Origin of the sequence: Erwinia sp. INIA01, from assembly GCF_025947915.1 — a bacterium.
Classification (GTDB): domain Bacteria; phylum Pseudomonadota; class Gammaproteobacteria; order Enterobacterales; family Enterobacteriaceae; genus Erwinia; species Erwinia coffeiphila.
On sequence record NZ_JAPDNC010000003.1, the window covers coordinates 122,887 to 149,491 of the forward strand.

Here is a 26,605-nt window from a genome sequence, read left to right on the forward strand (position 1 = left end):
TTATGGGTTACCTTGCAGCAGCAGCTCGTTGACGTAATGGTCAATTTCACTGGTGGTATTTTTAATGTTTGAATCGCTACATTCGCGGATGTGCTGCTCTAACGTTTCGCAGAGCTGCTTGCCGGGGAGCAGGTTGAGCATGGCAAACACACCTTTAAGCCGGTGTGCTGTCTGAGCAAGCGCACTGTATTCCCTGTTTGCTGCCTCATTATACAACCTCCTGACATCATCCGGAACTGTGTCCACAAATAGCTGGAAATAACCGCTGGCAAATAGCTGTGCCAAATCCTGCGGTTCCGTGCTTTCTTCAACCGACTCTTCCTGTGCCAGCTGTTGTTCGATCAGCTGCAACAGTGCATCCTGCATTGCGCTACTGATATTGAAATTAACCCGATACTGGCCGTGAGCCAGCAGCGTAAAGCCGGGCTCGTCGTCTGCAAGCAGCAATGACCACGGCGTCAGTCGTGACGGATCGTCAGTAACCAGCACATCATGCTGCTGGCCGGAGAAGCGCTCATCTGGCGTAATGCAGTTGGCACCCCAGTCTTCAAGTTGATGCACCACAATTTTACGCACATCATCAACAGTGATATCAATCAGGGCATTCACACCTTCCAGCAGTTTCTCTTCCTGTTCCTGCTGCGGCTCGGATGGCAGCGGCAGCTGAATGCTGTATCGGGAGCCAATTTCCGCCGTCGCATGAATATCGAGCTGGCCGCCAAGCTGTTTGCAAAGCTGTTTACAAAGGAAGAAGGCCATACCGGATGCCTGACCAAAGCGATCTTTATGCGTTTCACCGAGGAACGGGAAATCGGTGTTGGCCATTTCGTCAGCCGACAGGCCGGAACCGGTATCGACAATATCAATCACCAGCCGATCCCGATTATCCGTGGCGGTATTGACCGTCAGACTGACTCGCCCCCACGTCGTGGTGGTAATAGCATAGTACATCAGCGTGGAGAGGATTTTTGCCATGGCGCGACGATCGCCCAGCCGCAGTTCATCGCTGCTCAGATGATTAGCGATCATCAGCGTTAAGCCTTTACGCCGCATCATCGGCAGAACGTCCTGGGCCAGTTCATCCAGCAGCGTTTGTACGTTAAACAGGCCCACTTCCGGCGCCCAGTCCAGCGTTTCAAGCTGGTTCAGCAGTACGATATCGTCGATCAGACGCTCCAGAGACTGTGCCGATTCCAGGGAGTGATTAAGCGATTCCACATCGTAATCGCTGCCCAGGGTCAGCAGGCGCTGAATCACATCGCTGAGCGGACGCTGGAGGGCATGACCCAGATTTTGTAACAGCTGCTGCCGCGACTGATGATTTTTATCCAGAACCTGTTGCGCCTTCTGCAGTTTTTTATTAACCAGCAGTTCACGGTCCTGATCGCGCATCATAAACAGCTGCGTATGCGGAGAGATTGCACTGCGCGCGTGGCGAATTTCATAGACTTCATTGTTGACCGTCGCCTGCAAAACGCCCTGATGCTGATCGGACATATTGATAATTTTTTGCAGGTTCAGGTGCGGCAACAGGTGTTCCGCAATCTTGTTACAGAGCAGCGTTCGGTTGTTCGCAAAATCGTAAACCAACAGGCCGACCGGCAGCGTGGCGACAATTTCCTCGTTAAGCTGACGCAGTGATTCCAGTTCGGCACTTTGATTTTCACTCGGCCGCAGCGACTGCTGGCGGAGCAGGAACAAGCCAGCAAGCGACAGCAGCAGCAGGCTGAGATTCGCCAGCAGCGGCCAGAGTAAATTGTGCAGCGTATCCAGCGCCAGCTCGGTTACCGGCACGCGGTACACCAGCTGCAAAGGGGTTCCGGAGAGCGATGTCGCAATTTCAATATTGGGATTCACCCAGTTAATGCGCGCTTTACTGCTGTTATCCTCACTGTCGCTACCTTCAGCCACCGGCGCAGTATCCTGCCGCAGCTGGAAGTTTTCCAGCGGCATGGCTTCAGGAATGATGTCGTTCACCGGCAGATCGAAGGCCACTACCGTTGCCAGATGACCGGGCTGATTGAAGGTGGTGCGCATAGTAAAGTAGTGGTCGTTTTGCCAGCTTAACCGCCGTAGCGGAGAGAAACTTTCGCGCTCATCCAGTGCATTCGCCTGCTGGAGCATTTCCGCCCGGCGCGCCTCAACGATATTGCTGATGGCGTTATCTTTGTAGCGCGTTGCCATATCCTTCAGTGGCAGAGTTGAAACCAGAATCAGGCTGTTGTCCTGACCATTCAGGAAATACATTGACCAGGTACTGTTTTCAGCACCCCAGAGGGTATCCAGATAGTTGGACATGCGCTGCGACATATCCAGCGTGCTGCTGTCGTGCGAGCCGAAAATCAGCGCCTCCGTTTTGCGCCGGTTCTTTTCCAGCGCGTAGACATCGGGACGCAGTCGGGTTTCCTGTAGGCTTTCGGAAGGCGTTGTACCCGCTGCGGTCGCCGCCAGATTTTCATAAATCTGCCAGGTAGCAAAACGATAAGTATCAATGCGTTTCTGCATGGCGTGAGTAATATCATTCATCACGTAGTGCCTGGCCGTAAGCCAGGCACTCACCGCATTCTGAATCATAAAGCCGGATGCCAGCAGCAATAGCAGAATAAACAGCACGAAAAATCGCGTGACGTTAGCGGATGTCAGCGGGAATTTATAGGTCGTCATACGTTGGCACCGCTCATCGGGTGATCAATCTCGCGCTGGCAGCAACGACTAACAGCAGTGCAGCAACGGCGCTGAAGGCGACCGAAAGACTTGACCACTGAGCAATAAAACCGATCAGTGCCGGGCCGGCAAGAATGCCTGCATAGCCAATCGTTGTCATCGCGGAGATAGCCAGGTTCACCGGCATGGTTTTTTGGTTTCCGGCGGCGCTGAACATAATCGGCACGGTGTTCGATGCACCAAAACCGACCAGTAAAAAGCCCACGAGCGTCATCGTTGAGTCGTTGATGGTTACCGCCAGCACCAGCCCTGCTGCGGCGCAAAGCGAACCAAAGAACAGTGTTGCCGTGCGGCCCGCTTTTAACACAACCCAGTCGCCGCATAATCTGCCGATGGTCATGGCGACGGAAAACACCGCATAGCCCATCCCGGCCTGCGCGGCGGGCACATCGCGGCTATGAGTCAGAAACAGTGCGCCCCAGTCGAGAATGGCACCTTCGGCAAGAAACAGAATAAAGCACAATACACCAAGGAACAGCACCCAACCGCGCGGCAGAACAAACATGGGGGTATCGGGCTGATGCAGGCGTTCGTTCAGGATATGGCGCTGGCAATAAAGATACAGTGCGATCAGCAGCAGATTAATCACCAGTACCGCATGCACCGGGGTCATGCCCAGAGCCAAAATCAGGCTCATCAGTCCGGCTCCGACGATACCGCCCATACTGAAGAAACCGTGAAAGCCGGACATCATCGCTTTGCCCGAACTTTTTTCGACTTCTACCGCCTGGATATTCATGGCGACGTCAATTAATCCAATCGATGCACCGAAGGCCATCAGCGCCAGCGCCAGAGAAAAAGGGGAAGAGAACAGGGCCAGAAGGGGCAGCAACACCAGTAAAAAAGCACTGCCGCAGGTAATAATACGCTTACAGCCATAACGTCCCACCAGAACGCCGGTTACCGGCATGGCAATCAGCGATCCCAGCCCGAGAAACAGCAGCAGCGTACCGAAGGAAGCATCGCTTAGCGCAGCACGATCTTTAGCATAAGGGACCAGCGGTGCCCAGGCTGCCATACCAATCCCGGCGATTAAAAAAACGACGCGAGTGGCTCGTTGATTTAACCGCGCTACATTCGCTGAGATCTGCGTTTCCAGTGTTGTCATTTTATCCATTCAGCCCGTGCAAAGTTAACCCCGTTTTTTACCACAATTGCCATGAGTAAAGAAGCGCAACGCTGCATGGGGGGCGCTGTTCAAGCGGATAGCCGGGCTATCTGATCATTCAGCCAATCTTAATAACCTGAAAGGTCACACCTGTGAATCGGAATCGTCGGGTAGCGGCGATTTTCCAGAGGAGTCCTGGGCCGTGGTTTAAATCGGTAATGCGCCAATCTGCGCTATCTGGCGCTTTTCAGAAGCAGAACTGTAGCGGCTATTTGTTTCCTTCAGACGGAGTGACGGAGAGAGAACGTTTACTTTACGGGGGAAATTAACTTTACGGAGGTTCGCGCAGGAATTAAAAGCAAAAAAAACCGGGCAACAAGGCCCGGCGGAAATATTTGGGGTGACACAAATCATTCGGGGTGAATGAAGGTAATAATGAAATTAAATGATGATAGCGTAATTATTATAGCTTTTGCTGGATGGCGATATTTATCATTCAGTGCGTAAAATAACTGTTTTAAATTATTGTTTTCAATAGATTTAATTATTTTTTGATTATTGATGCTATATTATTTATCAATAAATGCCGTTTAAAAGTTCCCTTGAATTTACTTTTTGAAATATATGTAATATGTTCTGAAACATATTATTGTGTTTGGTATCATTTTCCTCATGGATTATTGCCTGTGGTTCCTTAATATGACCTTCAACGCTGAATTAATACATTCAGTACGCAGTGGCAAATAAGATAAATAAAATGAGAGGGTAATTACATGAAACTTCGCGTTCTTTCGCTGATGATTCCAGCTCTGCTGGTAGCTGGTACTGCTGGCGCAGCTGAAATCTACAATAAAGACGGCAACAAACTGGATCTGTTCGGTAAAGTTGACGGTCTGCACTACTTCTCCGATGACAATGGTACCGACGGTGACCAGTCTTACCTCCGCTTTGGCTTCAAGGGCGAAACTCAGGTGACCGATCAACTGACCGGTTATGGTGAGTGGGAATATCAGGTTGCGCTGAACAACACCGAGTCTCAGGGGACTGCTGACAACTACACGCGTGTCGGTTTCGCGGGTCTGAAATTTGGCGATGCGGGGTCTCTGGACTACGGTCGTAACTACGGTGTTATGTACGACATTGGCGCATGGACCGACGTTCTGCCTGAGTTCGGTGGCGATACCTACGGTGCGGATAACTTCCTCTTCCAGCGTTCAAGCGGCCTTGCGACCTATCGTAACAATGACTTCTTTGGTCTGGTTGACGGCCTGAACTTTGCTATCCAGTATCAGGGTAAAAACGGCAGCCCGGAAGAAAGCAACAACGGTCGTGACGTGCTCGGCCAGAACGGTGATGGCTGGGGTCTGTCAACCACCTATGACATCGGTGAAGGCTTTGGTATCGGTGCCGCTATGTTCTCTTCTGACCGTACTGACGAGCAGAACAACAGCGCAGCGCTGGGTCACGGCGACCACGCGACCGCATACTCAGGCGGTCTGAAATATGACGCTAACAACATTTACCTGGCCGCCATGTATACTCGCGCGTATAACGCGACCCGTTTTGGCAGCATTGACTCCAGCGCTTACGGTTACGCAAACCAGGCAGATAACTGGGAACTGGTTGCACAGTACCAGTTTGATTTCGGCCTGCGCCCATCTCTGGCATTTGTTAGCTCACGTGGCAAACAGATCGAAGGTTACGGTTCTCAGAACCTGAAACGCTACATTGATGTGGGTACCACCTACTACTTCAATAAAAACATGTCCACCTACGTTGATTACCAGATCAATCTGCTGGACGACAGCGCCTTCACCAACGCAGCCGGTATCAATACCGACGATGTAGTGGCAGTTGGTCTGGTTTACCAGTTCTAAGTCTTGCTACTACAGATGGGCTGAAGGATATCCCCTGATGCCTGTAAGTTGAAAGTAACGGAGCCGCTATCTTTTCAAGATGGCGGCTTTTTTATCATCGGTAGCCGCATAACCCTCTCTTAACGTCATCCTTTCCGCAATAAAGTGCACTTGTGCTTTTGTTATCAGCAGCTAATCGTTTGTGGCTGTGGCTGTGGCTGTGGCTGTGGCTTGAGCAAGCCAGGCCCGACCTCTGCGGCGGCCGGGCGGTCCTCGCGTCATGCTGCGCATGATGCCTTCGGTTCCGGCTTCTGGTCTTGCGGACCGACCCGGAGTGGGCGTCCTGCCCACGCCGCGCCTGAGACCCGCGTCCATGCGGGTCTCTCCGGCCCAGAATCCTGCACCTCAGCGCTGCGGATTGCCCGGTCGCCGCAGAGGTCGGGCCTTCTGAACGTTTTGCATCGCTTTCATCATTCAGAGAAGAGATCCGGATTCATTTTTCAGGCAACGCAGAAGCCAGAAAGCAGGCGAGTTGTGCCTCCGGGCAGACAACTCGCAGCACTGAACGCGAAGAGGAATACTGGATTCATTTTTCAGGCAACGCAGAAGTCAGAAAGCAGGCGAGTTATGTCTCCGGGCGTACATTTCACAGTGCTGAACGCAGAGCGGAATTCTGGATTCACTTTCAGGCAACGCAGAAGCCAGAAAGCAGGCGAGTTGTGCATCCGGGCGGACATTTCACAGCGCTGAACGCAGAGAGGAATCCTGGATTCATTTTCAGGCGACGCGGAAGCCAGAAAGCAGGCGAGTTATGCCTCCGGGCGGACAATCCACAGCGCTGAACGCAGAGAGGAAGCCAGGATTCGCCTGCATGGACGCAGGCGAAAGGCACAGCCGCGCAGGACGCGCGTCTGTGCTGGTCCGTCCGGCTGACAAGCGAAGTGAAGGTACCGCAAAGCGGCGCGAGGACCATCCGCCCGGAGGCATAACCCGCCAGCGCCAGCCTCTGACCTTACAAACAACCTGGGGTACAATCCACCTGTGTGGCATTCCCTCGTTAACTCACCCTATTTCTAAACCGCCCCTGAATCACCACACCGGCTTCCCTTGTCATTCCCGCCTGTGGCAAAGATAATCATCGCCACAAATTTTATACAGTATTTAAAAATGGCGCAGCCCTCGTAGCTCAGGCTTACGTCGTAACGGCAGCAAAAAGGTTAGAAAGAAAATGAAAGCGAACTGGCGACACTTTATCAGCCTGGCGGCCGCATTTTTGCTGGTGGCCTGCGACAACCCGCAAACCACCGCGCAGCAGGATGCCATGGTGCTGGAAGGGAAAACGATGGGAACCTACTGGCGCGTCAGCCTGGCGGGCGTGGATAACTCGCGCCGTGAAGCGTTGCAAAACGCCATCCAACAGCAGCTGAATAACGATGACCATGAGCTTTCAACCTGGAAAAATGATTCCGTCCTTTCCCGATTCAACCAGTACCGCGGCAGCGACCCGCAGCCGGTCAGCGACAATATGGCCGATATCGTCACCCTGGCGCTGCGAATTGGTCATCAAACCGGCGGTGCGATGGATATCACGATTGGACCCCTGGTTAATCTGTGGGGCTTCGGCCCGGACAAACAGCCCGTCAGCACCCCGAACATTCAGCAGATCGATGCCGCCCGCGCGCTGACCGGATTGCAGCACCTGCAGGTGATCAACCGTGCCGGGCAGGCATATCTGCAAAAAGATCTTCCGGGACTGTACGTGGACCTCTCAACCGTGGGTGAAGGTTTCGCCACCGACCACCTGGCGCGGCTGATGGAAAAAGAGGGCATCAACAACTATCTGGTTTCGGTAGGCGGGGCGGTGCTGACGCGTGGGCAAAATGCGCAGGGCAAAGCCTGGCAGGTGGCGATTCAGAAACCGACCGATCGTGAAAATGCGGTACAGGCCATCGTCGATCTGCAGGGACACGGCATCAGCACCTCCGGCAGCTATCGCAACTACTATGAACTGGACGGCAAGCGTATTTCTCACGTGATCGATCCGGTCACCGGCCAGCCGATCCAGCATCGCCTGGTGTCCGCCACGGTGATTGCTACCACGGCGCTGGAGGCCGACGGCTGGGATACCGGGCTGATGGTACTGGGCGAGGAGAAAGCCAAAGCGCTGGCGCTGCGTGATAAGCTGGCGGTCTATCTGATCTATAAACAGGGCGACGGCTTTGTCAGCTGGATGTCGCCGCAGTTTAAGGCCTTTATACAGTCTGATACCGGCAGTGATAAACCCTGAGGAGTCGTTATGCTCGATCTGTTTGCCGAAGAGGAACCCTGGAGCGAACCGCTGGCTGACGGCGCGGTGATCCTGCGCCGACGAGCACTGAGCGATGCCGATGCACTACTTGAACAGGTGGCGCAGATTGCGGCACAGAACCCCTTTCACCATCGCATCACGCCCGGCGGCCACCGCATGTCGGTGGCGATGACCAACTGCGGAGATCTGGGCTGGAGCACCGACTCGCGCGGCTATCAGTACAGCGAGCAGGATAACGCCGGGGGAACCCGCTGGCCGCCTATGCCGACGCTGTTTCGCCAGCTTGCCGTCAGCTGTGCCGCCGAAGCCGGTTTCGCTAACTTTAATCCCGATGCCTGCCTGCTTAACCGCTATGAGCCTGGAGCAAAGCTGACCCTGCATCAGGATAAGGACGAGCGCGACCTGCGCCAGCCGATCGTCTCGGTTTCGCTCGGGCTGCCTGCGGTCTTCCAGTTTGGCGGTTTTGAGCGGAGTGACGGCACCACGCGGGTGCTGCTGGAGCACGGTGATGTGGTGGTATGGGGCGGGCCTTCACGGCTGCGCTACCACGGGATTCTGCCGCTGAAACCCGGTATTCACCCTCAGGCCGGTGCGTTCCGTTTTAATCTGACCTTCCGCCGCGCGCACTAACCCCGGCTTAACACGCAGCCAATGCGGTGATAATGAGAATTAGTATTGATATAGCCCACTATCTCATTAAACTGCTAGCTGCTTTTTTACCTGCCGGGATGTTTTCATGGAGTTGCTCCACGTTGTTTATAAGCAGTATCGCTGGCCGTTTATCGGCGTGATCCTGCTTAGCCTGCTCAGCGCCGCGCTGGGTATTGGTCTTATCGCCTTTATCAACCGCGAACTGATCGTTACTCTCAACTCTTCACTGATGGTGCTGCCACAGTTCCTTGGCCTGCTGCTGTTGCTGATGGCAGTAACGCTGGGGTCCCAGCTGGCGCTGACCCTGTTGGGTCACCACTTTGTCTATCGCCTGCGCGGTGAATTTATCCGCCGGATTCTGGATACTCGCGTCGAGCGCATCGAGCAGATTGGTAACGCCCAACTGCTGGCGGCGCTGACCAGCGACGTGCGCAATATCACTATCGCCTTCGTGCGCCTGCCGGAACTGATCCAGGGGATTATTTTAACCGTGGGATCGGCGGCCTATCTGGGCTGGCTGTCACCGAAAATGCTGGTGGTCACCGCCATCTGGGTTGCCATCACGATTTTCGGCGGCTGGCTGCTGGTATCGCGCGTTTACCGCCATCTGGAAGTGCTGCGTAACACCGAAGAGCGCCTGTATGCCGATTTCCAGACCATTATCGAAGGCCGCAAAGAACTGGCGCTGAACCGCCAGCGCGCGCAGCAGATTTTTGACGATGTCTACGGTGAGGATGCCCGCACCTATCGCCATCATATCGTGCGCGCGGATACCTACCATCTCAGCGCCGTGAACTGGTCGAATATTATGATGCTCGGCGCGATCGGGCTGGCATTCTATCTGGCCAATAGCCTGGGCTGGGCCGATACCGCTGTGGCCGCCACCTATTCGCTGACGCTGCTGTTCCTGCGTACGCCGATGCTGTCTGCCGTTGGCGCGCTGCCGACGCTGCTGACCGCGCAGGTGGCGTTCAACAAGCTCAATACCTTTAAGCTGGCCGACTACCAGGCTGAATTCCCGGCGCAGCGCGGTAAAAAAGCGTGGCAGACGCTGGAGCTGCGCAACCTGGTGTTCCACTACGGCGATAGCGGATTCAGCGTGGGACCGATCAATATGGTTCTCAACCGTGGCGAGCTGGTGTTTCTGATTGGCGGTAACGGCAGCGGAAAATCCACGCTGGCGATGCTGCTGACCGGGCTATATCAGCCGGTTTCCGGCGAGATCCTGCTCGACGGCAAAGTGATTCAGCCCGAATCGATGGACGATTACCGGCAGCTGTTCTCAGCGGTATTTACCGATGTGCATCTGTTCGACCGACTCATCGATGACAGCGGCCAGCCGGCCGATCCCGAGCGGGTCCAGGCGTGGCTGGAGCGGCTACAGATGCAGGATAAGATCCAGCTTGACGGCAACCGCATACTGAATCTGAAACTGTCGAAAGGGCAGAGCAAGCGCCTGGCGCTGCTGCTGGCCACCGCCGAACAGCGCGACATTCTGCTGCTTGACGAGTGGGCGGCGGATCAGGACCCGCACTTCCGTCGTATCTTCTATCGCGAGCTGCTGCCGTGGCTACAGGGGATGGGTAAAACCGTCTTTGCTATCAGCCATGACGATCACTATTTCCTGCATGCCGATCGCCTGCTGGAAATGCGCCATGGGCATCTCACTGAGCTGACCGGGGCCGAGCGGGATATGGCCACGCTGGACGCGGTAAAGCGTACGGATACCGCAGGCTGACCTTTGCATAAGTTCAGCTACTATTGTTATTAGTCAACGGGTTAGTACAGGGGTAAGCTGATTGCAACGGTTGAGTACCGCCGTTAACTTCCCTGAACTTTCTCGTCGTCTTACCAAATGGTTGCAACGGCTTATCATTATGATAAGCCGTTTTTTTATGCATCAGAGAGGGGGAGAAATTAGAGAACTTTGGCGAGGAAGCGGCTGGTGCGCGGATGCTGCGGGTTGTTCAGCACCTGCTGTGCGCTGCCCTGTTCAACGATTTTACCGTCAACCATAAACACCACATTATCGGCCACCTCGCGCGCAAAGCCGATTTCATGGGTGACCACCACCAGCGTGGTGCCGGAGCGGGCGAGCTTTTTAATGGTATCCAGTACTTCACCAACCAGCTCCGGGTCCAGCGCGGAGGTCGGCTCATCAAACAGAATAACTCGTGGATCGAGCGCCAGTGCACGAGCAATCGCGATGCGCTGCTGCTGACCACCGGAAAGATGGCGCGGCCAGGCGTCGGCCTTATGACGTAATCCCACCGCATCCAGCAGCTCTCCGGCGCGTTCTATCGCCTGCTGCCGCGTTAATCTTTTATGCACAATGGGCGCTTCAATAATGTTTTCCAGCACCGTCAGATGCGGGAACAGATTGAAGTTCTGGAATACGTAACCCACTTCGGTACGCTGCTTGAGAATCGCTTTTTCCTTCAGTTCGTACAGCTTGTCACCTTTACGACGATAGCCAATGTAGTCACCGTCAATGCGGATAAAGCCTTCGTCGACGCGTTCCAGATGATTAATCGCCCGCAGCAGCGTGGATTTACCGGAGCCGGAAGGGCCGAGGATCACCGTCACCGAACCCGGCGGCAGCTCCAGCGAAACGTTATCCAGCGCCTTGAAGCGGCCAAAGCTTTTGCTGACGTGGGTAATCGAAATATGGCCGCGCACCGCGTGGCTGTGCAGATCGAGGGCTTCTGACATCGTTAGCTCCTTAGCGGGGTGATCGCTGCAGTCTGGCGGCGTAAGCGCCAGCGTGGACGCGGAGTAGAAGATTCACGGGTTGCACTGCGGGCCAGCCAGCGCTCGACATAATGCTGCAGAATCGACAGTACGGTGGTGATCAGCAGATACCAGACGGCGGCCACCATCAGCAGCGGGATAACCTGCTGCGTACGGTTGTAGACCATCTGAATGGTGTAGAACAGTTCCGGCATCGCCAGTACGTACACCATCGCGGTGCCTTTGGCGAGGCTGATAATTTCGTTAAAGCCGGTCGGGATAATCGAGCGCAGCGCCTGCGGCAGGATAATGCGCAGCGTGCGGCGCGAGCCCGGCAGGCCCAGCGCGGCAGCGGCTTCAAACTGACCCTGATCGACGCCGAGTATGCCACCGCGAATAATCTCAGCGGTATAGGCCGACTGCACCAGCGTCAGGCCGATTACGGCGGTGCTGAACTGGCCAAGTACGTCAATGGTCTGGTATTCGGCAAAGGTCAGCGGAGTAAACGGAATACCAATCGACAGCGTGTCGTAGAGGTAAGAGAAGTTGTAGAGAATAATCAGCACCACAATCAGCGGCAGCGAGCGGAACAGCCAGATGTAGCCGAAAGCCAGTCCCGAAAGCAGCCACGAAGGTGAAAGGCGGGCCAGCGCCAGCAGGCCGCCAAAGAAAATACTGAGTACCGTGGCGATCAGCGTCAGCAGCAGGGTCTGGCCCAGGCCGCTGAGGATCGCCGGGTGGAAGAACCAGTGGGCGAAGACCTTCCACTCCCAGCGAGGATTAAAGGCCACCGACTGAATCACGACCGCCAGCACAAACAGGGCAATAAACCCGCCCAGCACTCTGAGCGGATAGCGGGCAGGGACCACGCGCAGGGTTTCCGTTTCATTGTGTTTCATGAGCGGCTCCTGCGGTAACATGCTGATTCAGCAGCTTTCGGAAGCGCAGTCGGCCATCATGGGGCGGCAGGCTGTACTCTTCCGGGTTACGGGTGATATCGAACTGCGGCTGATAGCCGTGGGAAAGATAGAGCCTGACGGCTTCCGGCTGGCGGAAACCGGTGGTGAGGAACACCCCTGTGTAACCTGCCAGCTCGGCGCGTCGCTCCAGTTCAACCAGCACCTGCAGTGCCAGCCCCTGGCGGCGCAGATCGCTGCGCGTCCAGATGCGTTTCAGCTCGGCGGTTTCCGCGTCGAGCGCCTTGTAGGCGCCCATTGCAATAATCTCACCATCGCGCTCCAGCACCACAAACGTACCCCGTGGCGGCAAATACCATTCGGTCAGTTCGACTTCCGCGTCGCGGGCGAAAAAATCACCGTAGCGGGCGCTGTATTCGCCAAACAGACCTTCGATAATCGGTGCCAGCTCCGGGGCTTCCGGTGACAGCTGGCGGAACTGTGCTTGACTCATCACGAACTCCTTAGTCGCCCAGACCCGGCGGGTTGATCTCGGAGCGATCCAGGCGTTCAATGCCTTCGCCCCAGCGGTTCAGTACCTTGTCGTACTCGCCGCTTTTAATCACGCCGTTCAGCGCGGTATTCACCGGTGTTACCAGGCCATTACCTTTCTTCAGCGTCACCGCGATGTGTGCCGCCTTCGGCCAGCCGCCGTCAACGCTGCCAACCAGTTTGGTCTGGCCGGTCAGCGCCGCTTTCCATGCGCCGATCACGTTTGGACCGAAGAAGGCGTCCGCGCGACCCGACTGCAATGCCAGCGTCTGCGCGGCATCATCTTTTACGTAGATTGGGGTAAACGGCTTCAGGCCTTTTTTCTGGTTGGCTTCATCCCAGGCCAGCAGGATCGCTTCCTGGTTGGTGCCGGAGCCAACGATAATGCGCAGACCGGCAATATCTTCCGCTTTTTTCAGCGAGGTAATTTTGCTGGTGGACTTGACGTAAAAGCCCAGTGAATCCTGACGGTAGGTGGCGAAGTCGAACTTCTCCTTACGCTCTTTGGTGACCGTCACGTTGGTGATCGCTGCGTCGTATTTGCCGGAGCTGACGCCCAGCGGCCAGTCTTCCCAGGAGGTTGGCACCACGTTAAGCTCAAGACCCAGGCTATCAGCCACCAGGCGGGCGATATCCACTTCGCTACCCTGCAGGGTTTTGTTGTCGTCGGAGAACAACGTCAGCGGGGGGGAGTTCAGCGCGGCTACCGCCACGGTAAATTTACCCGGCACGGCGAAGCGGTGATCCTTAGGGATCTGCGCCACGGCTTCAGGGTTTACCGGCGCATGGATCGGCGCGGCATTGGCTTCCACGCTGATCCCCGTGCCGTTCACGGTGACGGTTTCGGCCCAGGCTCCGCTGGTCAACAGGGCGGTAGCAACGAACAGTCCTGACAGTAATGAGGTTTTAAGCATAATGTTTACTCTTATTATTTGAATGTGCAGGTGGAAACGCAGTTTGCTGTGGCTAACTAATTTCACGCAGCGCGGCTTCCGCCAGCTGGCTGAAATAACGGGCGGCCGGTTCGATCAGGCTTTCATCCGGTTTAAATCCGGGATGATGCAGGCCGAATTCGCTGGCGCTGCCGATACTGACGAAGGTGCCAGGAGTGTTGTGCAGGTAGAAGGCGAAATCCTCCCCGCCCATTTGCAGATCGGCGTGTTGCACGGTGTAACCGGCTTCCGCCGCGACCCCTTTACTGAATTCTGCCCAGCGCTCGGTATTGACCAGCGCCGGAGGCCCCGGATGCCAGTTGAGCTTCGCTGTTGCACCGAAGCCTTCGGCGATGCTGCTAATCAGCTGCTGGAAGCGTTGCGGTAATGATTCGCGAATGGCGTCGTTGTGGGTACGCACCGTCCCTTCCAATACCACGGTCTGCGGCAGCACGTTCCAGGTATTGCCGCCCTCAATGCGGGTCACACTCACCACCACCGATTCCAGCGGGCTGTAGCTGCGGCTGACCAGCGTTTGCAGCGCGGTGACGATCTGGCTGGCAATGACAATCGCGTCAATCCCTTCCTGCGGACGGGCGGCGTGGGCACCTTTACCGGTGACTTCGAAGTCAAAGCGATCGACGTTGGCATAAAACGGCCCGCCGCGCGTGGCGAAAGTGCCAACCGGCAGTTCCGGCGCGTTATGCATGCCGAAAATCGCGCTTACGCCTTCCAGCGCACCGGCTTTGATCAGCGTTTTCGCTCCGCCAAAGCGTTCTTCCGCTGGCTGAAACAGCAGACGTACCCGGCCTGGCAGCGTTTTCTCACGCGCTTTCAGCAGCAGTGCAGCACCAAGGATCACCGAGGTATGTACATCGTGACCGCAGGCGTGCATCACACCGGGATTCTGTGAGCGAAATTCAACCGGGACCACCTCTTCGATCGGCAGTGCATCGATGTCGGCACGCAGCGCAATCAGTGCGTCACCCTGACCGATCTCGGCCACGACACCGGTGTTCAGCCCGTAAGGCTGCGGCTCGATGCCAGCGCTGCGCAGCCAGCCCTGAATGCGTTCAGTGGTAGCAAATTCCTGATTGGACAGCTCGGGGAACTGATGCAGTTCACGTCGCCATGCGATTAACTGTTGTCCAAGATTCTGACTCATTGTGCTGTGCTCCTCAGGCGGCGACCAGGCGATGGCTGGCCAGTAGTTCCAGCGATTTCACCCGTGCCGCGCCGCTGCTGACCGGCGTATCAATAACAAACTCTTCAATGCCGTACTGCTGATGCAGCGCTTCCAGCTCGTTATGAACCTGTTCGGCTGTGCCTTTAATGACCGCGGCTTCGCGCGGTTCGATGCGGTAATTCGTAGCATTCGCCTGACGAATAAAGGCTTCCGCCTGGGCAATCGTACCAACGGTGACGCTCTGGCCATTTTCTACATGAACACGGTAGTGCTGCAGATCGGCGGCAAGCAGGTCGGCATCTGCCGCTGACTCCGCCACAATCACCTGCACCGCTACCAGCGCCGACTGTCCGCCGCTCAGGCGACGATAGGTTGCCAGCGTCTGCTCCAGCTCCTGGCGGTTACCGTTAAGATGCGCGGCAAAAACAAACTGCCAGTTCAGCTCGGCGGCCAGCTGCGCGCTGCCTTCGCTGGCACCCAGCAGAAAACGCTGAGCCGGGCGAGCCGGGACCGGGGTCGCCAGCAGCTGGTCTTCGGTTTGGCTGTCGCTGGCGGTGGCGTTCAGCCAGCCTTCCAGCGCCCGCAGCTGGATGGAGAAATCGCCTTTCGCTTCGGCGTTAATGCCGTGCTGCAATGCGCGGGTGGACAGCGGCAGGCCGCCTGGCGCTTTGCCCACGCCAAGATCGACGCGGCCCGGAGCCAGAGAGGCCAGCAGGTTAAAGTTTTCCGCCACTTTATAAGGGCTGTAGTGCTGCAGCATTACGCCGCCGGAACCGACGCGCAGATGGCGGGTATGGGCCAGAATCCAGGCGATCAGCACTTCCGGTGACGGGCTGGCCAGAGCCTGCGTATTGTGGTGTTCAGCCAGCCAGAAGCGGTGAAAGCCCCACTCTTCGGCTTTTTGTGCCAGCAGTAATGTCCTTGCCAGTGCCTGGGCAGGCGTTTCACCTTCTGCTACCGGACTTTTATCCAGCAGGCTCAATTGATAAGCCATAATTAATCCTTAATGTGCTTCAGTTGCTGGCAATTATTGAAGGGAGCTGCGGGGGGAGTAAAACAACAAATCTGGCATATATCATTCATCAAATGGGATAAGCGGCTATTACCAGCGGCTGGCAAAGGCTGTGCGAAATGGATATTTTGTGGAGGCGATAAAATAAGGTTTACTAACCTTTCACAACACAGAGGAGCAACGTATGAAAGGTTTATGGCTGCATTTTACCCGCTTTTTCCAGGTGCCTGCCGGTATGGCAACGCTGGATAGCTGTCGGGTTGTTGAAGCGATGATTCCGATGGTGGAACTGTATGGTGTGGATCTGCACGACTTGCCGCAGCTGAACGACCGCAGCCCGCGCGACGGTAAATAAGCTATGCAGACTCTTTCTGCAGCCCGATAACCCAGGTTAATACCGTATCGGGCTGTAACTCGACCTCTACCGTAAACTCCCTTCCGGCATAAAACTCAACGGATAACGTATCGATAATCCTTAGCGTGAGCCGCGTGTTTTGCGCATCCCAGTCAACCACCTCTGCCGCACTGAAATCCATAAAACGCCGCAGTTCGGGCCATATCGCCTTATATAAGCTCTCTTTCGCCGAAAAAACGATTGTCACCGCACAGGCAAAAGGCAGTTCAAGCCGTTCTAACAGTGCCTTCTCCGCAGGATTAACGATCATATGCGCCATTTCTGACGCGTGTTCTTCCGTCATTATCTGTTCGCAGTCGATGCCCGGCAGGACGTCATTGTGGCGGGTCAGCAGCGCGCAGATGCGCCGATGGGTGTGCGAAAGCGAACCACGTATGCCTTCCGGCCACAGCGGAGCACGGTCTTCATCGTTGTGCAGAATGAACTGCGTAACGTCCATCCTGGTCAACGCCTGCTGCAGGCAGTAGCGGCTGGCAAGATACTCCGCGCGGCGTTTGTTCACCGCTTTTTGCAGCCTGGCAGGGAAGGGGATATTCAGCAAATCAAACAGTTTAGGGGTAAAATGCGCTTCGTTAAACTGCACGTCGAGCAGTAACACATCGGGATAAGCGGCGAGCGGGCTAACTATCGCACTGACAATAAACGGAGGCAGAACGGGCAGGTTTACCAAAAGCATAGCCACTAACCGGTTGAAAGATGATGCGTAATTTAAACAGGTTAGTGGCCAGAGATCAAAGCCGGGCAGGCGGGATCAGTGGTTAGGCGGGATCGCGAGATTCTTAATCGATACCACGAAATGTTCATTGCCCTTGGAAATTTTGGCACCACGGTCACACCAGTGGCTGGCGAGACGGAAAAAATCGTCGCTACCGATGTCGTAGGCCAGTTCTACTTTATGGATACCCGAGTGAAGAAGTTCTTCTGCATCTTTGAAGTTTGTCGCTTTTACTGTCGGCATGTTAGTCATCCTGTTTTACACAGTGCGATGAAAAGTGTATCCACAGCGTATGATATTTGTGTGACAGTTTTGTTTCACCAGAACGGGTTGCTGACAATATGCGATATAACCCGCAAAATTTTGCAACGTGTTGTAATTCAGCAGAAGGGCGCGGCTGATGATGTCCGGCATTACCCTTTCACCTCAACTCTCAGACGCGCCGTTCTGTCTGAGCGGTTAACCCGAACGGTGCTGGATTAGTGCCTCAATGCCAGCGATTAATTTATCCATTCCCGCTTCGACTTTCGACCTCGGGCAGCCGACATTTAACCGCAGGAAGCCGTTGCCCTCTTCACCGTAGGTATAACCTGGCATAATCGCGACTTTCTGCCGTTCGATCAGCTCTGTTTGCAGCAGACGATCGTCAATCCCTGACGGGCGTAGATCGATCCAGGCCAGGTAGGTCGACTGCGGCGGCTGCCAGTTCAGCTGTGGGAAGGCGTGATTCAGCCGGTCGGCCACGTAGCGAAGATTGCCCTGCAGATAGTCGCGCAGTGCATCCAGCCAGGGTTCACCGGCGCGATAGGCCGCCACGTGGGCATGAACGGCCATTACCGCCGGAGAAGACAGGCCATCGCAGGCCTTCAGCTGATGCAGGTAGGCATCGCGATGGTTTTTACTGCCGATCAGCCCGTAAGCGCCGGTCAGTGCAGGAATATTAAAGCTCTTGGAGCCGGAGGTCAGCAGCGCCCATTCGCTTCGTGCCACTTCATTCCACGGCGTGTGCCGATTGTCACCCCAGACCATATCCATGTGGATTTCATCGCTGATCGTTCGTACGCCGTGCCGCTCGCACAGCCCGGCAATCAGCGTAAGTTCCGCACGCGTCCAGACTTTTCCGGTCGGATTGTGCGGGCTGCACAGCAGCAGTATCGAGCAGTCTGGCTGGCTTAGCAGGTTTTCCAGCAGCGCTGCGTCCAGTCTCCAGTCGTTACCCTCTTTGATCAGCGGGCAGGGCAGCAGGCGGCGCTGATTGCTGTCTACCACTTTATAAAACGCGTCGTAGGCCGGGGTGAAAGTGACTACGCCGTCACCCGGATGGCTCCACAGGCGGATCAGCTGCGCCACCATATAGATCACAGAAGGACCGTAGACCACCGTTTCACTATCAATACGGCTGTTGAAGCGCTGCTGAAACCAGTGGGCAATTGCACCGAGAAAATCATCATGCTGCCAGCGGCTGTAGCCCAGCACACCGTGCTGCAACCGCTGTTGCAGCGCCTCAAGAATGCACGGCGCGGTAGGGAAATCCATATCTGAGATGGTGAACGGCAGCAGGTCGGCGCTACCGAAGCGATCGGCGACGTAATCCCACTGGGTACACCAGGTTCCGTGACGGTCGGTGACGGTGGAGAAATCAAAAGACATGCGCTTCACTCCCTGAACAAAGCTGAAAAGGGCGGCCTGAGCCGCCCACTTGGGGTTTATACGGTAAGTGGTTCTGCTGCCGCAGGACTGGCCGCTGTACGGATCAGAGCATCCAGCTCGTCTTTCACCGACTGCACCTGTGGGCCAATTACCACCTGCAGGTTGTGTTCATTAAGATGCACTACACCAATCGCCCGGTTAGCCTTCAGCGTGGCATCATCCACCAGCGTCATATCCGCTACCGACAGGCGCAGGCGGGTGATGCAGTTGTCCAGCGATACGATGTTACCGGCACCGCCCAGCGCACTCAGAATAGCCGGCACGTTGTAGCCCGATTTGCTGGAAGACGGTACGGCGGCGGCGGTCGGCAGGCTGTCCGATTCGCGGCCCGGGGTTTTGATATTAAAGCGGGTAATTGAGAAGCGGAAGATAGCGTAGTAACCCGCGAACCAGATGGCCGCCACAACCGGCACCAGATACCACTTGGTAGCGGTGCCGTGCAGAATCCCGAACACTACAAAGTCAATGATATTGCCGTCCGTATTACCGATGGTCACGCCCAGCACCGACATCACGGTGAAGCCCAGCCCGGTCAGGAATGCGTGGATCACGTACAGCGCAGGAGCCACGAACAGGAACAGGAATTCGATCGGTTCGGTGGTGCCACCGACCACGCAGGCAACCACGCCGGAAATCAGCAGCCCTTTAATTTTATGACGGTTTTCAGGTTTGGCGCAGTGGTACATGGCCAGCGCGGCACCCGGCAGACCGCCGAGGAAGGCCGGCATCTTACCCTGCGACAGGAACTGCGTTGCGCTTTCAGAAAAACCGTGGGTGGTCGGGCAGGAGAGCTGTGCCTGGAAGATGGTCAGCGCGCCGCTGACCTCGCGGCCGCAGACATCTAACGTTCCGCCTGCTTCGGTGAAGCGGATTAGCGCCACCAGAATGTGCTGCAGGCCGAACGGCAGCAGGAAACGCTCGCCGGAGCCGAAAATCATCGGGCCAAATACGCCCGCGCCCTGGATCAGGCGGCCAAGGCCGGTAATCCCGGCAGCGAAGAACGGCCAGATCAGCGGGATCAGTAAACCGACCAGACCCAGCACTACGGTAGTGACAATCGGCACGAAGCGGGTACCGCCGAAGAACGCCAGCGCGTCCGGCAGGCGTATGGTGTTAAAGCGCTCGTGCAGCCGGTAGACGATGATGCCAACGATCACCGCACCCAGAATGCCGGTATCGATAGACTGAATGCCCAAAAATCCTCTGGATATTATTGGCTTTCAGCACCGCCGGATCGGTAGTGGGCAGCGTACCGTTGGCGGTCAGATAGAAATTAACGGCCAGATTCAGCACGGTGAAACCGACGAAGCCGGAGAAAGCGGCAACGCCTTTATTTTCACGCGCCATCCCCAGCGGAATCGCAATAGCGAACATCACTGGCAGGAAGCTGAAGGCGAAAGAGCCAACCTTGCTCATCCAGACGAAAATCAGCTGAAGAACGGGATTGCCCAGCACCGGTAGCAGGGTGATGACATCGCGGCTGCTCAGTGAACTGCCAATGCCGAGCATAATGCCGCAAAACGACAGCAGCGCGACCGGCAGCATGAAAGTTTTACCCAGACTCTGGAAGAACTCCCAGAGTGTGAAACGTTGTTTTTTATGTGCAGGCATACCCGCTCCCCAATGGTGTTGTTAGGCTTTGTGTTGCTGGTGGCTAAGATAAAACGTTTTACCAAAACAATGCGTGTTCAAGCTCACACTATCCGATCATTCCAGACATAACGGGGTTTAAAAAAGGTTTAACGTTTTACTAAAATTGCTTAATCATATATAACTCTCTGACCAGGCTAATTTTTTGCTTCCGGGTACGTATAATGGCGGCCGTGAGCGATGCCGTTTCGTGGAGTCCGGTATGAACGATAAAGTCCGATGAACCATAAAAAGATCACGATTATCGACGTGGCCCGCCACGCCGGTGTGTCTGTCACCACCGTTTCACTGGTGCTGGGCGGCAAGGGGCGTATCTCTCAGGCGACGGCAGAGCGGGTTAACCGCGCCGTGGATGAGCTGGGTTTTGTGCGCAATCGTCAGGCAAGTACGCTGCGCGGCGGCGAATCCGGCGTGGTCGGGCTGATTGTCCGCGACATTTGCGAGCCGTTTTACGCCGAAATGACCGCGGGTCTGAGCGAAATGTTTGAAGCGCAGGGCAAAGTTTTGTTCCTGCTGCAAAGCGGAGCGTCGGGAAAAGGTCTGATGCGCTGCTTCGATACGCTGCTGACGCACGGCGTGGACGGCATTGTGATTGCCGGCGGTGAAGGGGCAATGAGCGGCCTGAAGGAAAAGGCCGAAGAGCAGGGCGTGCCGCTGATTTGTGCCACCCGTTCCGGCGGCATTGACGGCGTTGACGTGGTCCGCCCCGACAATATGCTGGCGGCAAAAATGGCCACGGAATACCTGATAAGGCAGGGGCACAAGCAGATCGCCTATCTCGGAGGGCTGAGTAATTCACTGACCCGCGCCGAACGGCTCGGCGGTTTTTGCGCCACGCTTCTGCAATACGGCCTGCCGTTCCGCACGGAATGGATTATCGAATGCGATTATCAGCAAAAGTGTGCGGCGGATGCGACGGAACTGCTGCTCTCCCACTATCCAAAAATCAGCGCCATCGTCTGCCATAAATCTTCCGTGGCGCTGGGGGCGTATTTTGGCGTGCTGCGGACCGGCGCTGAAGTTGGCGGCGGCGCAGTTGACAGTTTCTTCCAGCAAAAAATCGCCCTGATTGGCATGGAAGACGCCCCCGAGTCCGAGCTGACCGAACCGCCGCTAACCTCAATTGCCAACTCCGCGCGTGAAATTGGCCACGCTACGGCGCGGCGTCTGCTGCTGCGCATCGGTGGGCAGAATCTGGAAGCGCAGAATATTATCGTGCCGCCTGCGCTGGTGGAGAGGGCGTCGGCGTGAATCGAATTGATACATTCCGCCTTAGCGGGCGGGTTTTATCAATTATCGCAGCGACAGATTAAGTAGCCCGATCGTTTTCGTCAAAGACCTATTATCATGTTCCTGAGTGCGATATTAAATTCTAATTCCTGATGCGATAATATCCTATGCCGCATTGATTTGTTAGTTATTGTATTTAAAGGTTGAATGTATTAGGTTTTGGTAATTGTGATGATGTTCAATTATTTTTGTAAAAAATAGCTTATTTTTATGTGTAATTGATTTTAATGAGATCATAATAAATCTATCTTGTTGATATTTAAGTAATTTATTTCATTGATTGTTTCCTATTAAATATCTTGTAATTTTAAATCATATGAATGTATTCTTTGGTTGCAGTTTGAATTTAATGCTAACTTCTTATAAGGGATTATAAATGTGATGGAGCTAAATATTTTAAAAATGGAATCTGTTACCGGTTCTGGTGGTAGAAATGATAATTACAGTGCTGCGGGCAGAGCTGGAAAGCGAGGTAGCCAATCAGGGTCTGGAGGAGGAAATCAGAACGGGAATAGCAACTACGTCACGGATTGTAATAATGGAATCATCGGTGGAATGATTGCTGGATCCATCGGTGGACTAGGCGGTTTGGCTTTAGGATTAGCTGGTGGTGCGCTTGCTGGCGGGTGTTTTGAGAGCGGTTCCGGCTCAAATAATAATAACGGGAGTAACTCAAATTCAAACTGCGGAAATAATAATGGTGGTTGTTCTTGGTGATGATCCTTTAAAGGCTTGAAAATGAAACGCAAAATATTCAGGGGCATAATATTACTTCTATCCATCCTGATTGTGGCGGCCTTGCTGAATGGGGCGGGGGTATTTGAAAATACCTTTTATGCTGCCCCACGCGAGCTTTCTAATCTGGTGATAACCGTTTTGAGCATGTTTGGTATGGTCAAGATCACCGATGGGATATTTGTATTCTTTTCCAGAAGATGACTGCGTCAGTGTCATTGTGCTGGTCTGTGTCATATAGGGCCTCTTTTAACAGAGGCCTTTTACATTCACAAATAGAGTGGATTTCAATCAAACCTAACGATTACACAGGCTAAATTATCTTAGTCTTTAGCCTGTGGATGCAGGGCATGATTCAGGCACAAAAAAACCAGCCGTAAGAGGCTGGTTTTTTTTAGGTATTTGGTCGGCACGAGAGGATTTGAACCTCCGACCCCGGACACCCCATGACCGTGCGCTACCAAGCTGCGCTACGTGCCGATATTTGCAGCATAGTTTACTGAACTGGCCTTCGAATGCAAGTAGCTAACATCTTGACTGCGTTATATTTATACAGTCAGTTAGCGATAAAACGTTTTTCGTCGGTCAGCACCTGAAGCAGCAGCGCCAGCTGTGGCTTGTGATTCTTCAGCTCTTCACCCTGCGAATTCCACGCCGTATAGCTACCGTTGTTATCCAGCAGCAGTGTCTCATCGGCGGTGGTGATGACCAGGCGGTGGTTGCTGATACTGCTTGCCACCCAGTTATGACGACGCTTCGCAGAAAACAAGTCTTCCCCCTGCGAATAGTCAGCAAGCGGCGTATTCACATGCAGAAGACGCTGCATCAGGGTTGCCATAATGTCCTGATGATCGGTGAGTTTATTCACCGTTTGTGCGGGCGTTTGTGGCCAGTGCACGATCATCGGCACCTGTAGCGCTGCGCGATTGCCCGGATTGTCATCACCTTCCAGCACCACGCCGTGCTGAGCGGTAATGACCACCACTGTCTTGTCTAACAGCCCTTTCTGTTCAAGCGTAGCCAGCACGCTTTGTATCTGCTGATCGACATTGGCAGCGGCCCGACTGTACCGACGAAGGCGTTGCTTATCGGAACTATCCCCGCCGCTGTTATCTGCGGTGGTTAATGACAGATAGGAGAACCACGGATTGCTATCGTTTCTGTGCCCGTTCAGCCAGTTTTGCCACTGGGTGGTCGTCTGATCGTTGCTTTGTTCGCGTGCTTCCGGCAGAGAGAAATCAGACAGCAGCGCCTGGCGATACAGCGGCGAATTGAAGCCGTCGCTGGCAAACAGGCCAAACTGATACCCCTGCTGGCCCAGCGTGCCAATCAGCGTTGAAGCAATGCGTGATGAGAGTACGCCGTCCATATAGCTCGGGGAAATACCATAAAACAGCCCAAACAGACCGGTGTCATCGGTGCCGCCGGAGCTGAAGTGCTGGCTAAAGCGCACATTGCTTTCGGCGAAACGCGTCAGATTCGGCAGCATTTTAGGCATGGTGGCTTCATTCAGCCCGTCCACGGTGATGACCAGCAGGTTGTTGCGTGTACCGCGATCGCTGACGGTAATATCGCTCAGCGGATAGGCGACCGACAGCGCTTCAGGATTCCCCTGCTGCACCAGGCGGCGCTGATACTCCTGCGCATCCAGCAGACCGTATTTTTCCAGGAAGCGTCGCGCTGTCATTGGATAGGAAAGCGGAAGGTTCGAACGCTGCATCGTGATCGGGCGATAGAAGTTAGCATCCGCCCAGATATACATCAGATGACTGGCAAAGAAGGCGCTGATAAACAGGGCCGCCAGCGGTTTGCCGAAGCTGCGGCGGTTCAGGCTGCGCAGCTTTTGCCAGCTCCAGGTGGCAAACAGCATCTCCACAAGGAAAATCACCGGCACGCTGATAAACATCAGCTGCCAGTCGCGCGCCAGTTCGCTTTGATCGGGGTTAATCACCAGTTCCCAGACAACGGGATTCAGGTGCAGGTGGAATCGTTCAAAAACCGCGCCATCGACCAGAATCAACGTCAGTCCCGCAGTGGCGATAATCGCCGACAGGAAGCGTAACAGCCGCTGCGACATCACCACGAAGGTCAACGGGAAAACGATCAGCAGATACGCGGCGAAGACGATAAAGCTGAAGTGCCCGATCCAACTGCTAAACGCATAAATCCGACCGGCCAGCGAGGTTGGCCAGTCGGAAACAAACAGGTAGCGGCTACCCAGAATGAACGCAAAAATGATGTTAAACAGGGCGAACCAGTGCCCCCAGCTTATCATCTGGGAGACTTTTTCACGGTAGCGCTGCCGATTTGTTACCATAACGGGATCAGAGTCGTCTCATCAGTGGGCTTTATCTTCGCGTACCGACGCCTGAAGCGCTTCGGCAAACGAACGAGCCATAGTCTGGCGCTGCGCAGGTGCAACGCTGGTATTGAGCAGGTTGGTCACCATATTTCCCAAAACCATCAGGGAAAGATCGGTAGGAGTCTGGTTTTTTTCCAGTACCTGGACCAGTTCTGCGAGGATTTTTTCCACGCGTTCGTTACTGTAACGGGATGATTGTGCCATAGCGTCTATTTTACTGAGATTTAAAAGGCGTCATTTTACCGTAACAGCACGTTTTTTTCTGCATTTTTATCGTCAGCAACGGGTTAATGTTGTTGCTGATTGGTTGATCGAAATAGCACTCGGTGATTGAATACGCGCCTGTGCCAAAAGGAGAGTTTACCATGAGTCTGGATATCGACCAGATTGCCCTTCATCAGTTGATCAAACGTGATGAACAGACGCTGGATCTGGTTCTGCGTGATTCGCTGCTGCCGTCCACCCCGGCGGTTACCGCCATGATGGAAGAGCTGCACCGCGTTTACAGCGCCAAAAGTAAAGCCTATGGCCTGTTCAACGAAGAGAGCGAGCTGGCCGAGGCGCTGCGCAACTGCCGCAAAGGCGAGGATGATTTTCTGGCTTTCAGCCGTGCCGCCACCGGCCGCCTGCGCGATGAACTGGGTAAATATCCCTTTGCAGAAAGTGGCGTGGTGCTGTTTGGTCACTACCGCTACCTGGCGGTAAACTATCTGTTGATCGCCGTGCTGAGCAGCCAGAACAGTATGCGCGTGAACGAAGAGCTGGATATCAGCAGCACGCAGTTCCTGGATATTAATCATGCCGATATCGTGGCGCGCGTCGATTTGACCGAGTGGGAAGCTAACCCTGAATCGACCCGTTATCTGACCTTCCTGCGCGGTCGGGTAGGGCGCAAAGTCGCCGACTTCTTTATGGACTTCCTCGGTGCCAGCGTGGGTCTGGATACCAAGGCGCAGAACCGTGGGCTGCTGCAGGCGGTGGATGACTATTGCGCGGAAGCCAGCCTCGATAAAAACGAGCGGCAGAACTACCGTCAGCAGGTTTACAGCTATTGCAACGAGCAGCTGCAGGCGGGTGAAGAGATCGAACTTCAGGGGCTGTCGGAAGAGCTGGCGCCGCTGGGTGAAAAAACCTTCCAGGCGTTTACCGCCGAGCAGGGCTACGAGCTGGAAGATAGCTTCCCGGCCGATCGCAGCACCCTGCGTCAGCTGACCAAGTTTGCCGGTAGCGGCGGTGGTTTAACCCTTAATTTTGACGCTATGCTGCTGGGCGAGCGTATTTTCTGGGACCCGACCACCGATACGCTGACCATTAAAGGCACGCCGCCGAATCTTCGCGATCAATTGCAGCGCCGCACCAGCGGTAAGTAGCCGCATAGGGCGGATCTGATTTCAGGTCTGCCCGAATTCAGCATAAAAAAAACGCCGCATATGCGGCGTTTCTTTTACATCTGTAACGAACGAGCGATTAAGCGCGAACGAAGTCGATGTGGTGCAGTTTTGGCTTGAACGGGTGACGCTGAACAGCCTGCACTTTAACTTTGATTTCTTTGCCATCTGCAACCAGAGTCAGCACTTCTTCGTAAAAACCAGGCTTAGCCTGCATGTTCATTACGGAGTCGTGGTCCAGTTCGATAGCGATAGCTTCTTCTTTGCCACCGTAAACGATAGCTGGGAATTTGTTAGCTACACGCAGGCGGCGGCTCGCACCCTTACCCTGCTCTTTACGTACTTCTGCATTGATAGTGAACATTTTAAAGTCTCTTCAGTTTTT

General features: G+C 54.9%; 23 protein-coding genes, 1 tRNA gene and 1 pseudogene. 9 read left to right on the plus strand and 16 right to left on the minus strand.

Features of this window, described 5'->3' with window-relative positions; all coding sequences use genetic code 11:
- Positions 1–2,664, minus strand: coding sequence for a phosphotransferase RcsD (gene rcsD / locus OMR58_RS06190; RefSeq protein ID WP_264545474.1), 2,664 nt, complete (start codon positions 2,662–2,664; stop codon positions 1–3).
- Between the two features lie 13 nt (positions 2,665–2,677).
- Complete coding sequence (locus tag OMR58_RS06195) at positions 2,678–3,832, minus strand: MFS transporter (protein ID WP_200546181.1); 1,155 nt, start codon at positions 3,830–3,832, stop codon at positions 2,678–2,680.
- A gap of 773 nt (positions 3,833–4,605) precedes the next feature.
- Here OMR58_RS06195 and ompC point away from each other — a divergent pair.
- From ompC to OMR58_RS06215, 4 genes are all read left to right on the plus strand, one after another.
- Entirely contained in the window at positions 4,606–5,709 is a 1,104-nt protein-coding gene (gene ompC / locus OMR58_RS06200; protein WP_200546182.1) for a porin OmpC, read from the plus strand.
- A gap of 1,207 nt (positions 5,710–6,916) precedes the next feature.
- Positions 6,917–7,975, plus strand: coding sequence for an FAD:protein FMN transferase ApbE (apbE, locus tag OMR58_RS06205; RefSeq protein WP_200561241.1), 1,059 nt, complete (start codon positions 6,917–6,919; stop codon positions 7,973–7,975).
- Positions 7,976–7,984: 9 nt separating this feature from the next.
- Positions 7,985–8,626, plus strand: coding sequence for a DNA oxidative demethylase AlkB (gene alkB, locus OMR58_RS06210; protein ID WP_264545475.1), 642 nt, complete (start codon positions 7,985–7,987; stop codon positions 8,624–8,626).
- Positions 8,627–8,732: 106 nt separating this feature from the next.
- Positions 8,733–10,385, plus strand: coding sequence for a multidrug ABC transporter permease/ATP-binding protein (locus OMR58_RS06215; protein ID WP_200561245.1), 1,653 nt, complete (start codon positions 8,733–8,735; stop codon positions 10,383–10,385).
- 179 nt (positions 10,386–10,564) lie between these two features.
- On the opposite strand, the gene OMR58_RS06220 is transcribed toward OMR58_RS06215, so the two are convergent.
- The 6 genes from OMR58_RS06220 to OMR58_RS06245 are packed head-to-tail and all read right to left on the minus strand — an operon-like array spanning position 10,565 to position 15,937.
- On the minus strand, positions 10,565–11,359 hold the full coding sequence (locus OMR58_RS06220; protein ID WP_200561247.1) for an amino acid ABC transporter ATP-binding protein: 795 nt from the start codon (positions 11,357–11,359) through the stop codon (positions 10,565–10,567).
- 2 nt (positions 11,360–11,361) lie between these two features.
- On the minus strand, positions 11,362–12,276 hold the full coding sequence (locus OMR58_RS06225; protein ID WP_200546187.1) for an amino acid ABC transporter permease: 915 nt from the start codon (positions 12,274–12,276) through the stop codon (positions 11,362–11,364).
- Positions 12,263–12,787, minus strand: a complete 525-nt coding sequence (locus OMR58_RS06230; RefSeq protein WP_105591307.1) for a GNAT family N-acetyltransferase — start codon at positions 12,785–12,787, stop codon at positions 12,263–12,265. The genes OMR58_RS06225 and OMR58_RS06230 overlap by 14 nt, the downstream gene beginning before the upstream one ends.
- A 10-nt stretch (positions 12,788–12,797) precedes the next feature.
- Positions 12,798–13,739 carry an ABC transporter substrate-binding protein gene (locus tag OMR58_RS06235; RefSeq protein ID WP_105591308.1) on the minus strand — a complete coding sequence of 314 codons (942 nt, stop codon included), beginning with the start codon at positions 13,737–13,739 and terminating at the stop codon, positions 12,798–12,800.
- A 52-nt stretch (positions 13,740–13,791) separates the two neighbouring features.
- Positions 13,792–14,922, minus strand: coding sequence for a M20 peptidase aminoacylase family protein (locus tag OMR58_RS06240; RefSeq protein WP_200546188.1), 1,131 nt, complete (start codon positions 14,920–14,922; stop codon positions 13,792–13,794).
- 13 nt (positions 14,923–14,935) lie between these two features.
- On the minus strand, positions 14,936–15,937 hold the full coding sequence (locus OMR58_RS06245) for an MsnO8 family LLM class oxidoreductase (protein WP_264545476.1): 1,002 nt from the start codon (positions 15,935–15,937) through the stop codon (positions 14,936–14,938).
- Positions 15,938–16,139: 202 nt separating this feature from the next.
- On the opposite strand from OMR58_RS06245, the gene OMR58_RS06250 reads away from it, so the two are divergent.
- The gene (locus OMR58_RS06250) at positions 16,140–16,310 is read left to right on the plus strand and encodes a hypothetical protein (protein ID WP_172606541.1); all 171 of its coding nucleotides are present in this window, start codon (positions 16,140–16,142) and stop codon (positions 16,308–16,310) included.
- Between the two features lies 1 nt (position 16,311).
- Here OMR58_RS06250 and OMR58_RS06255 read toward each other — a convergent pair whose 3' ends face one another.
- The 4 genes and pseudogenes from OMR58_RS06255 to malX all read right to left on the minus strand — a co-directional run bounded on the left by OMR58_RS06255 (position 16,312) and on the right by malX (position 20,406).
- Positions 16,312–17,046: a 4'-phosphopantetheinyl transferase family protein gene (locus tag OMR58_RS06255; protein WP_264545477.1), complete on the minus strand. Its 735-nt coding sequence runs from the start codon at positions 17,044–17,046 to the stop codon at positions 16,312–16,314.
- 75 nt (positions 17,047–17,121) lie between these two features.
- Positions 17,122–17,328, minus strand: a complete 207-nt coding sequence (locus OMR58_RS06260; RefSeq protein ID WP_200546191.1) for a hypothetical protein — start codon at positions 17,326–17,328, stop codon at positions 17,122–17,124.
- A 216-nt stretch (positions 17,329–17,544) separates the two neighbouring features.
- Positions 17,545–18,735: a MalY/PatB family protein gene (locus OMR58_RS06265; RefSeq protein WP_264545478.1), complete on the minus strand. Its 1,191-nt coding sequence runs from the start codon at positions 18,733–18,735 to the stop codon at positions 17,545–17,547.
- A gap of 56 nt (positions 18,736–18,791) precedes the next feature.
- Positions 18,792–20,406: pseudogene (gene malX, locus OMR58_RS06270) on the minus strand (maltose/glucose-specific PTS transporter subunit IIBC).
- A gap of 258 nt (positions 20,407–20,664) precedes the next feature.
- Here malX and malI point away from each other — a divergent pair.
- From malI to OMR58_RS06285, 3 genes are all read left to right on the plus strand, one after another.
- On the plus strand, positions 20,665–21,696 hold the full coding sequence (malI, locus tag OMR58_RS06275) for a Mal regulon transcriptional regulator MalI (protein ID WP_205066240.1): 1,032 nt from the start codon (positions 20,665–20,667) through the stop codon (positions 21,694–21,696).
- Between the two features lie 417 nt (positions 21,697–22,113).
- A complete protein-coding gene (locus OMR58_RS06280; protein WP_200561265.1) occupies positions 22,114–22,452 on the plus strand; it encodes a hypothetical protein in 339 nt (112 codons plus the stop codon).
- A gap of 21 nt (positions 22,453–22,473) precedes the next feature.
- Entirely contained in the window at positions 22,474–22,674 is a 201-nt protein-coding gene (locus OMR58_RS06285) for a hypothetical protein (RefSeq protein WP_200561267.1), read from the plus strand.
- A 199-nt stretch (positions 22,675–22,873) separates the two neighbouring features.
- Here OMR58_RS06285 and OMR58_RS06290 read toward each other — a convergent pair.
- The 3 genes from OMR58_RS06290 to OMR58_RS06300 form a co-directional block, all read right to left on the minus strand.
- Positions 22,874–22,950: transfer RNA gene (locus OMR58_RS06290), tRNA-Pro, on the minus strand.
- Positions 22,951–23,026: 76 nt separating this feature from the next.
- Complete coding sequence (gene yejM / locus OMR58_RS06295; protein WP_200561269.1) at positions 23,027–24,787, minus strand: LPS biosynthesis-modulating metalloenzyme YejM; 1,761 nt, start codon at positions 24,785–24,787, stop codon at positions 23,027–23,029.
- Between the two features lie 21 nt (positions 24,788–24,808).
- On the minus strand, positions 24,809–25,036 hold the full coding sequence (locus OMR58_RS06300; RefSeq protein ID WP_200561271.1) for a YejL family protein: 228 nt from the start codon (positions 25,034–25,036) through the stop codon (positions 24,809–24,811).
- Between the two features lie 161 nt (positions 25,037–25,197).
- On the opposite strand from OMR58_RS06300, the gene yejK reads away from it, so the two are divergent.
- Positions 25,198–26,202 (plus strand): nucleoid-associated protein YejK, encoded by a 1,005-nt coding sequence (yejK, locus tag OMR58_RS06305; protein ID WP_200561273.1) that lies wholly within the window; start codon positions 25,198–25,200, stop codon positions 26,200–26,202.
- Between the two features lie 97 nt (positions 26,203–26,299).
- On the opposite strand, the gene rplY is transcribed toward yejK, so the two are convergent.
- The gene (gene rplY, locus OMR58_RS06310) at positions 26,300–26,584 is read right to left on the minus strand and encodes a 50S ribosomal protein L25 (RefSeq protein WP_105591320.1); all 285 of its coding nucleotides are present in this window, start codon (positions 26,582–26,584) and stop codon (positions 26,300–26,302) included.
- Between the last annotated feature and the right edge of the window lie 21 nt (positions 26,585–26,605).

What these genes read in the sequence shown, in the direction of transcription:
- alkB (WP_264545475.1), top strand. Translation starts at nt 7,985, where the DNA reads ATGCTCGATCTGTTTGCCGAAGAGGAACCCTGGAGCGAACCGCTGGCT.
- OMR58_RS06300 (WP_200561271.1), bottom strand. Translation starts at nt 25,036, where the DNA reads ATGGCACAATCATCCCGTTACAGTAACGAACGCGTGGAAAAAATCCTC.
- OMR58_RS06245 (WP_264545476.1), bottom strand. Translation starts at nt 15,937, where the DNA reads ATGGCTTATCAATTGAGCCTGCTGGATAAAAGTCCGGTAGCAGAAGGT.
- OMR58_RS06225 (WP_200546187.1), bottom strand. Translation starts at nt 12,276, where the DNA reads ATGAAACACAATGAAACGGAAACCCTGCGCGTGGTCCCTGCCCGCTAT.
- OMR58_RS06250 (WP_172606541.1), top strand. Translation starts at nt 16,140, where the DNA reads ATGAAAGGTTTATGGCTGCATTTTACCCGCTTTTTCCAGGTGCCTGCC.
- ompC (WP_200546182.1), top strand. Translation starts at nt 4,606, where the DNA reads ATGAAACTTCGCGTTCTTTCGCTGATGATTCCAGCTCTGCTGGTAGCT.
- OMR58_RS06215 (WP_200561245.1), top strand. Translation starts at nt 8,733, where the DNA reads ATGGAGTTGCTCCACGTTGTTTATAAGCAGTATCGCTGGCCGTTTATC.
- OMR58_RS06260 (WP_200546191.1), bottom strand. Translation starts at nt 17,328, where the DNA reads ATGCCGACAGTAAAAGCGACAAACTTCAAAGATGCAGAAGAACTTCTT.
- OMR58_RS06235 (WP_105591308.1), bottom strand. Translation starts at nt 13,739, where the DNA reads ATGCTTAAAACCTCATTACTGTCAGGACTGTTCGTTGCTACCGCCCTG.
- OMR58_RS06230 (WP_105591307.1), bottom strand. Translation starts at nt 12,787, where the DNA reads ATGAGTCAAGCACAGTTCCGCCAGCTGTCACCGGAAGCCCCGGAGCTG.
- apbE (WP_200561241.1), top strand. Translation starts at nt 6,917, where the DNA reads ATGAAAGCGAACTGGCGACACTTTATCAGCCTGGCGGCCGCATTTTTG.
- OMR58_RS06285 (WP_200561267.1), top strand. Translation starts at nt 22,474, where the DNA reads ATGAAACGCAAAATATTCAGGGGCATAATATTACTTCTATCCATCCTG.
- malI (WP_205066240.1), top strand. Translation starts at nt 20,665, where the DNA reads ATGAACCATAAAAAGATCACGATTATCGACGTGGCCCGCCACGCCGGT.
- rplY (WP_105591320.1), bottom strand. Translation starts at nt 26,584, where the DNA reads ATGTTCACTATCAATGCAGAAGTACGTAAAGAGCAGGGTAAGGGTGCG.
- rcsD (WP_264545474.1), bottom strand. Translation starts at nt 2,664, where the DNA reads ATGACGACCTATAAATTCCCGCTGACATCCGCTAACGTCACGCGATTT.
- OMR58_RS06220 (WP_200561247.1), bottom strand. Translation starts at nt 11,359, where the DNA reads ATGTCAGAAGCCCTCGATCTGCACAGCCACGCGGTGCGCGGCCATATT.
- OMR58_RS06265 (WP_264545478.1), bottom strand. Translation starts at nt 18,735, where the DNA reads ATGTCTTTTGATTTCTCCACCGTCACCGACCGTCACGGAACCTGGTGT.
- OMR58_RS06240 (WP_200546188.1), bottom strand. Translation starts at nt 14,922, where the DNA reads ATGAGTCAGAATCTTGGACAACAGTTAATCGCATGGCGACGTGAACTG.
- yejM (WP_200561269.1), bottom strand. Translation starts at nt 24,787, where the DNA reads ATGGTAACAAATCGGCAGCGCTACCGTGAAAAAGTCTCCCAGATGATA.
- OMR58_RS06255 (WP_264545477.1), bottom strand. Translation starts at nt 17,046, where the DNA reads ATGCTTTTGGTAAACCTGCCCGTTCTGCCTCCGTTTATTGTCAGTGCG.
- OMR58_RS06195 (WP_200546181.1), bottom strand. Translation starts at nt 3,832, where the DNA reads ATGACAACACTGGAAACGCAGATCTCAGCGAATGTAGCGCGGTTAAAT.
- yejK (WP_200561273.1), top strand. Translation starts at nt 25,198, where the DNA reads ATGAGTCTGGATATCGACCAGATTGCCCTTCATCAGTTGATCAAACGT.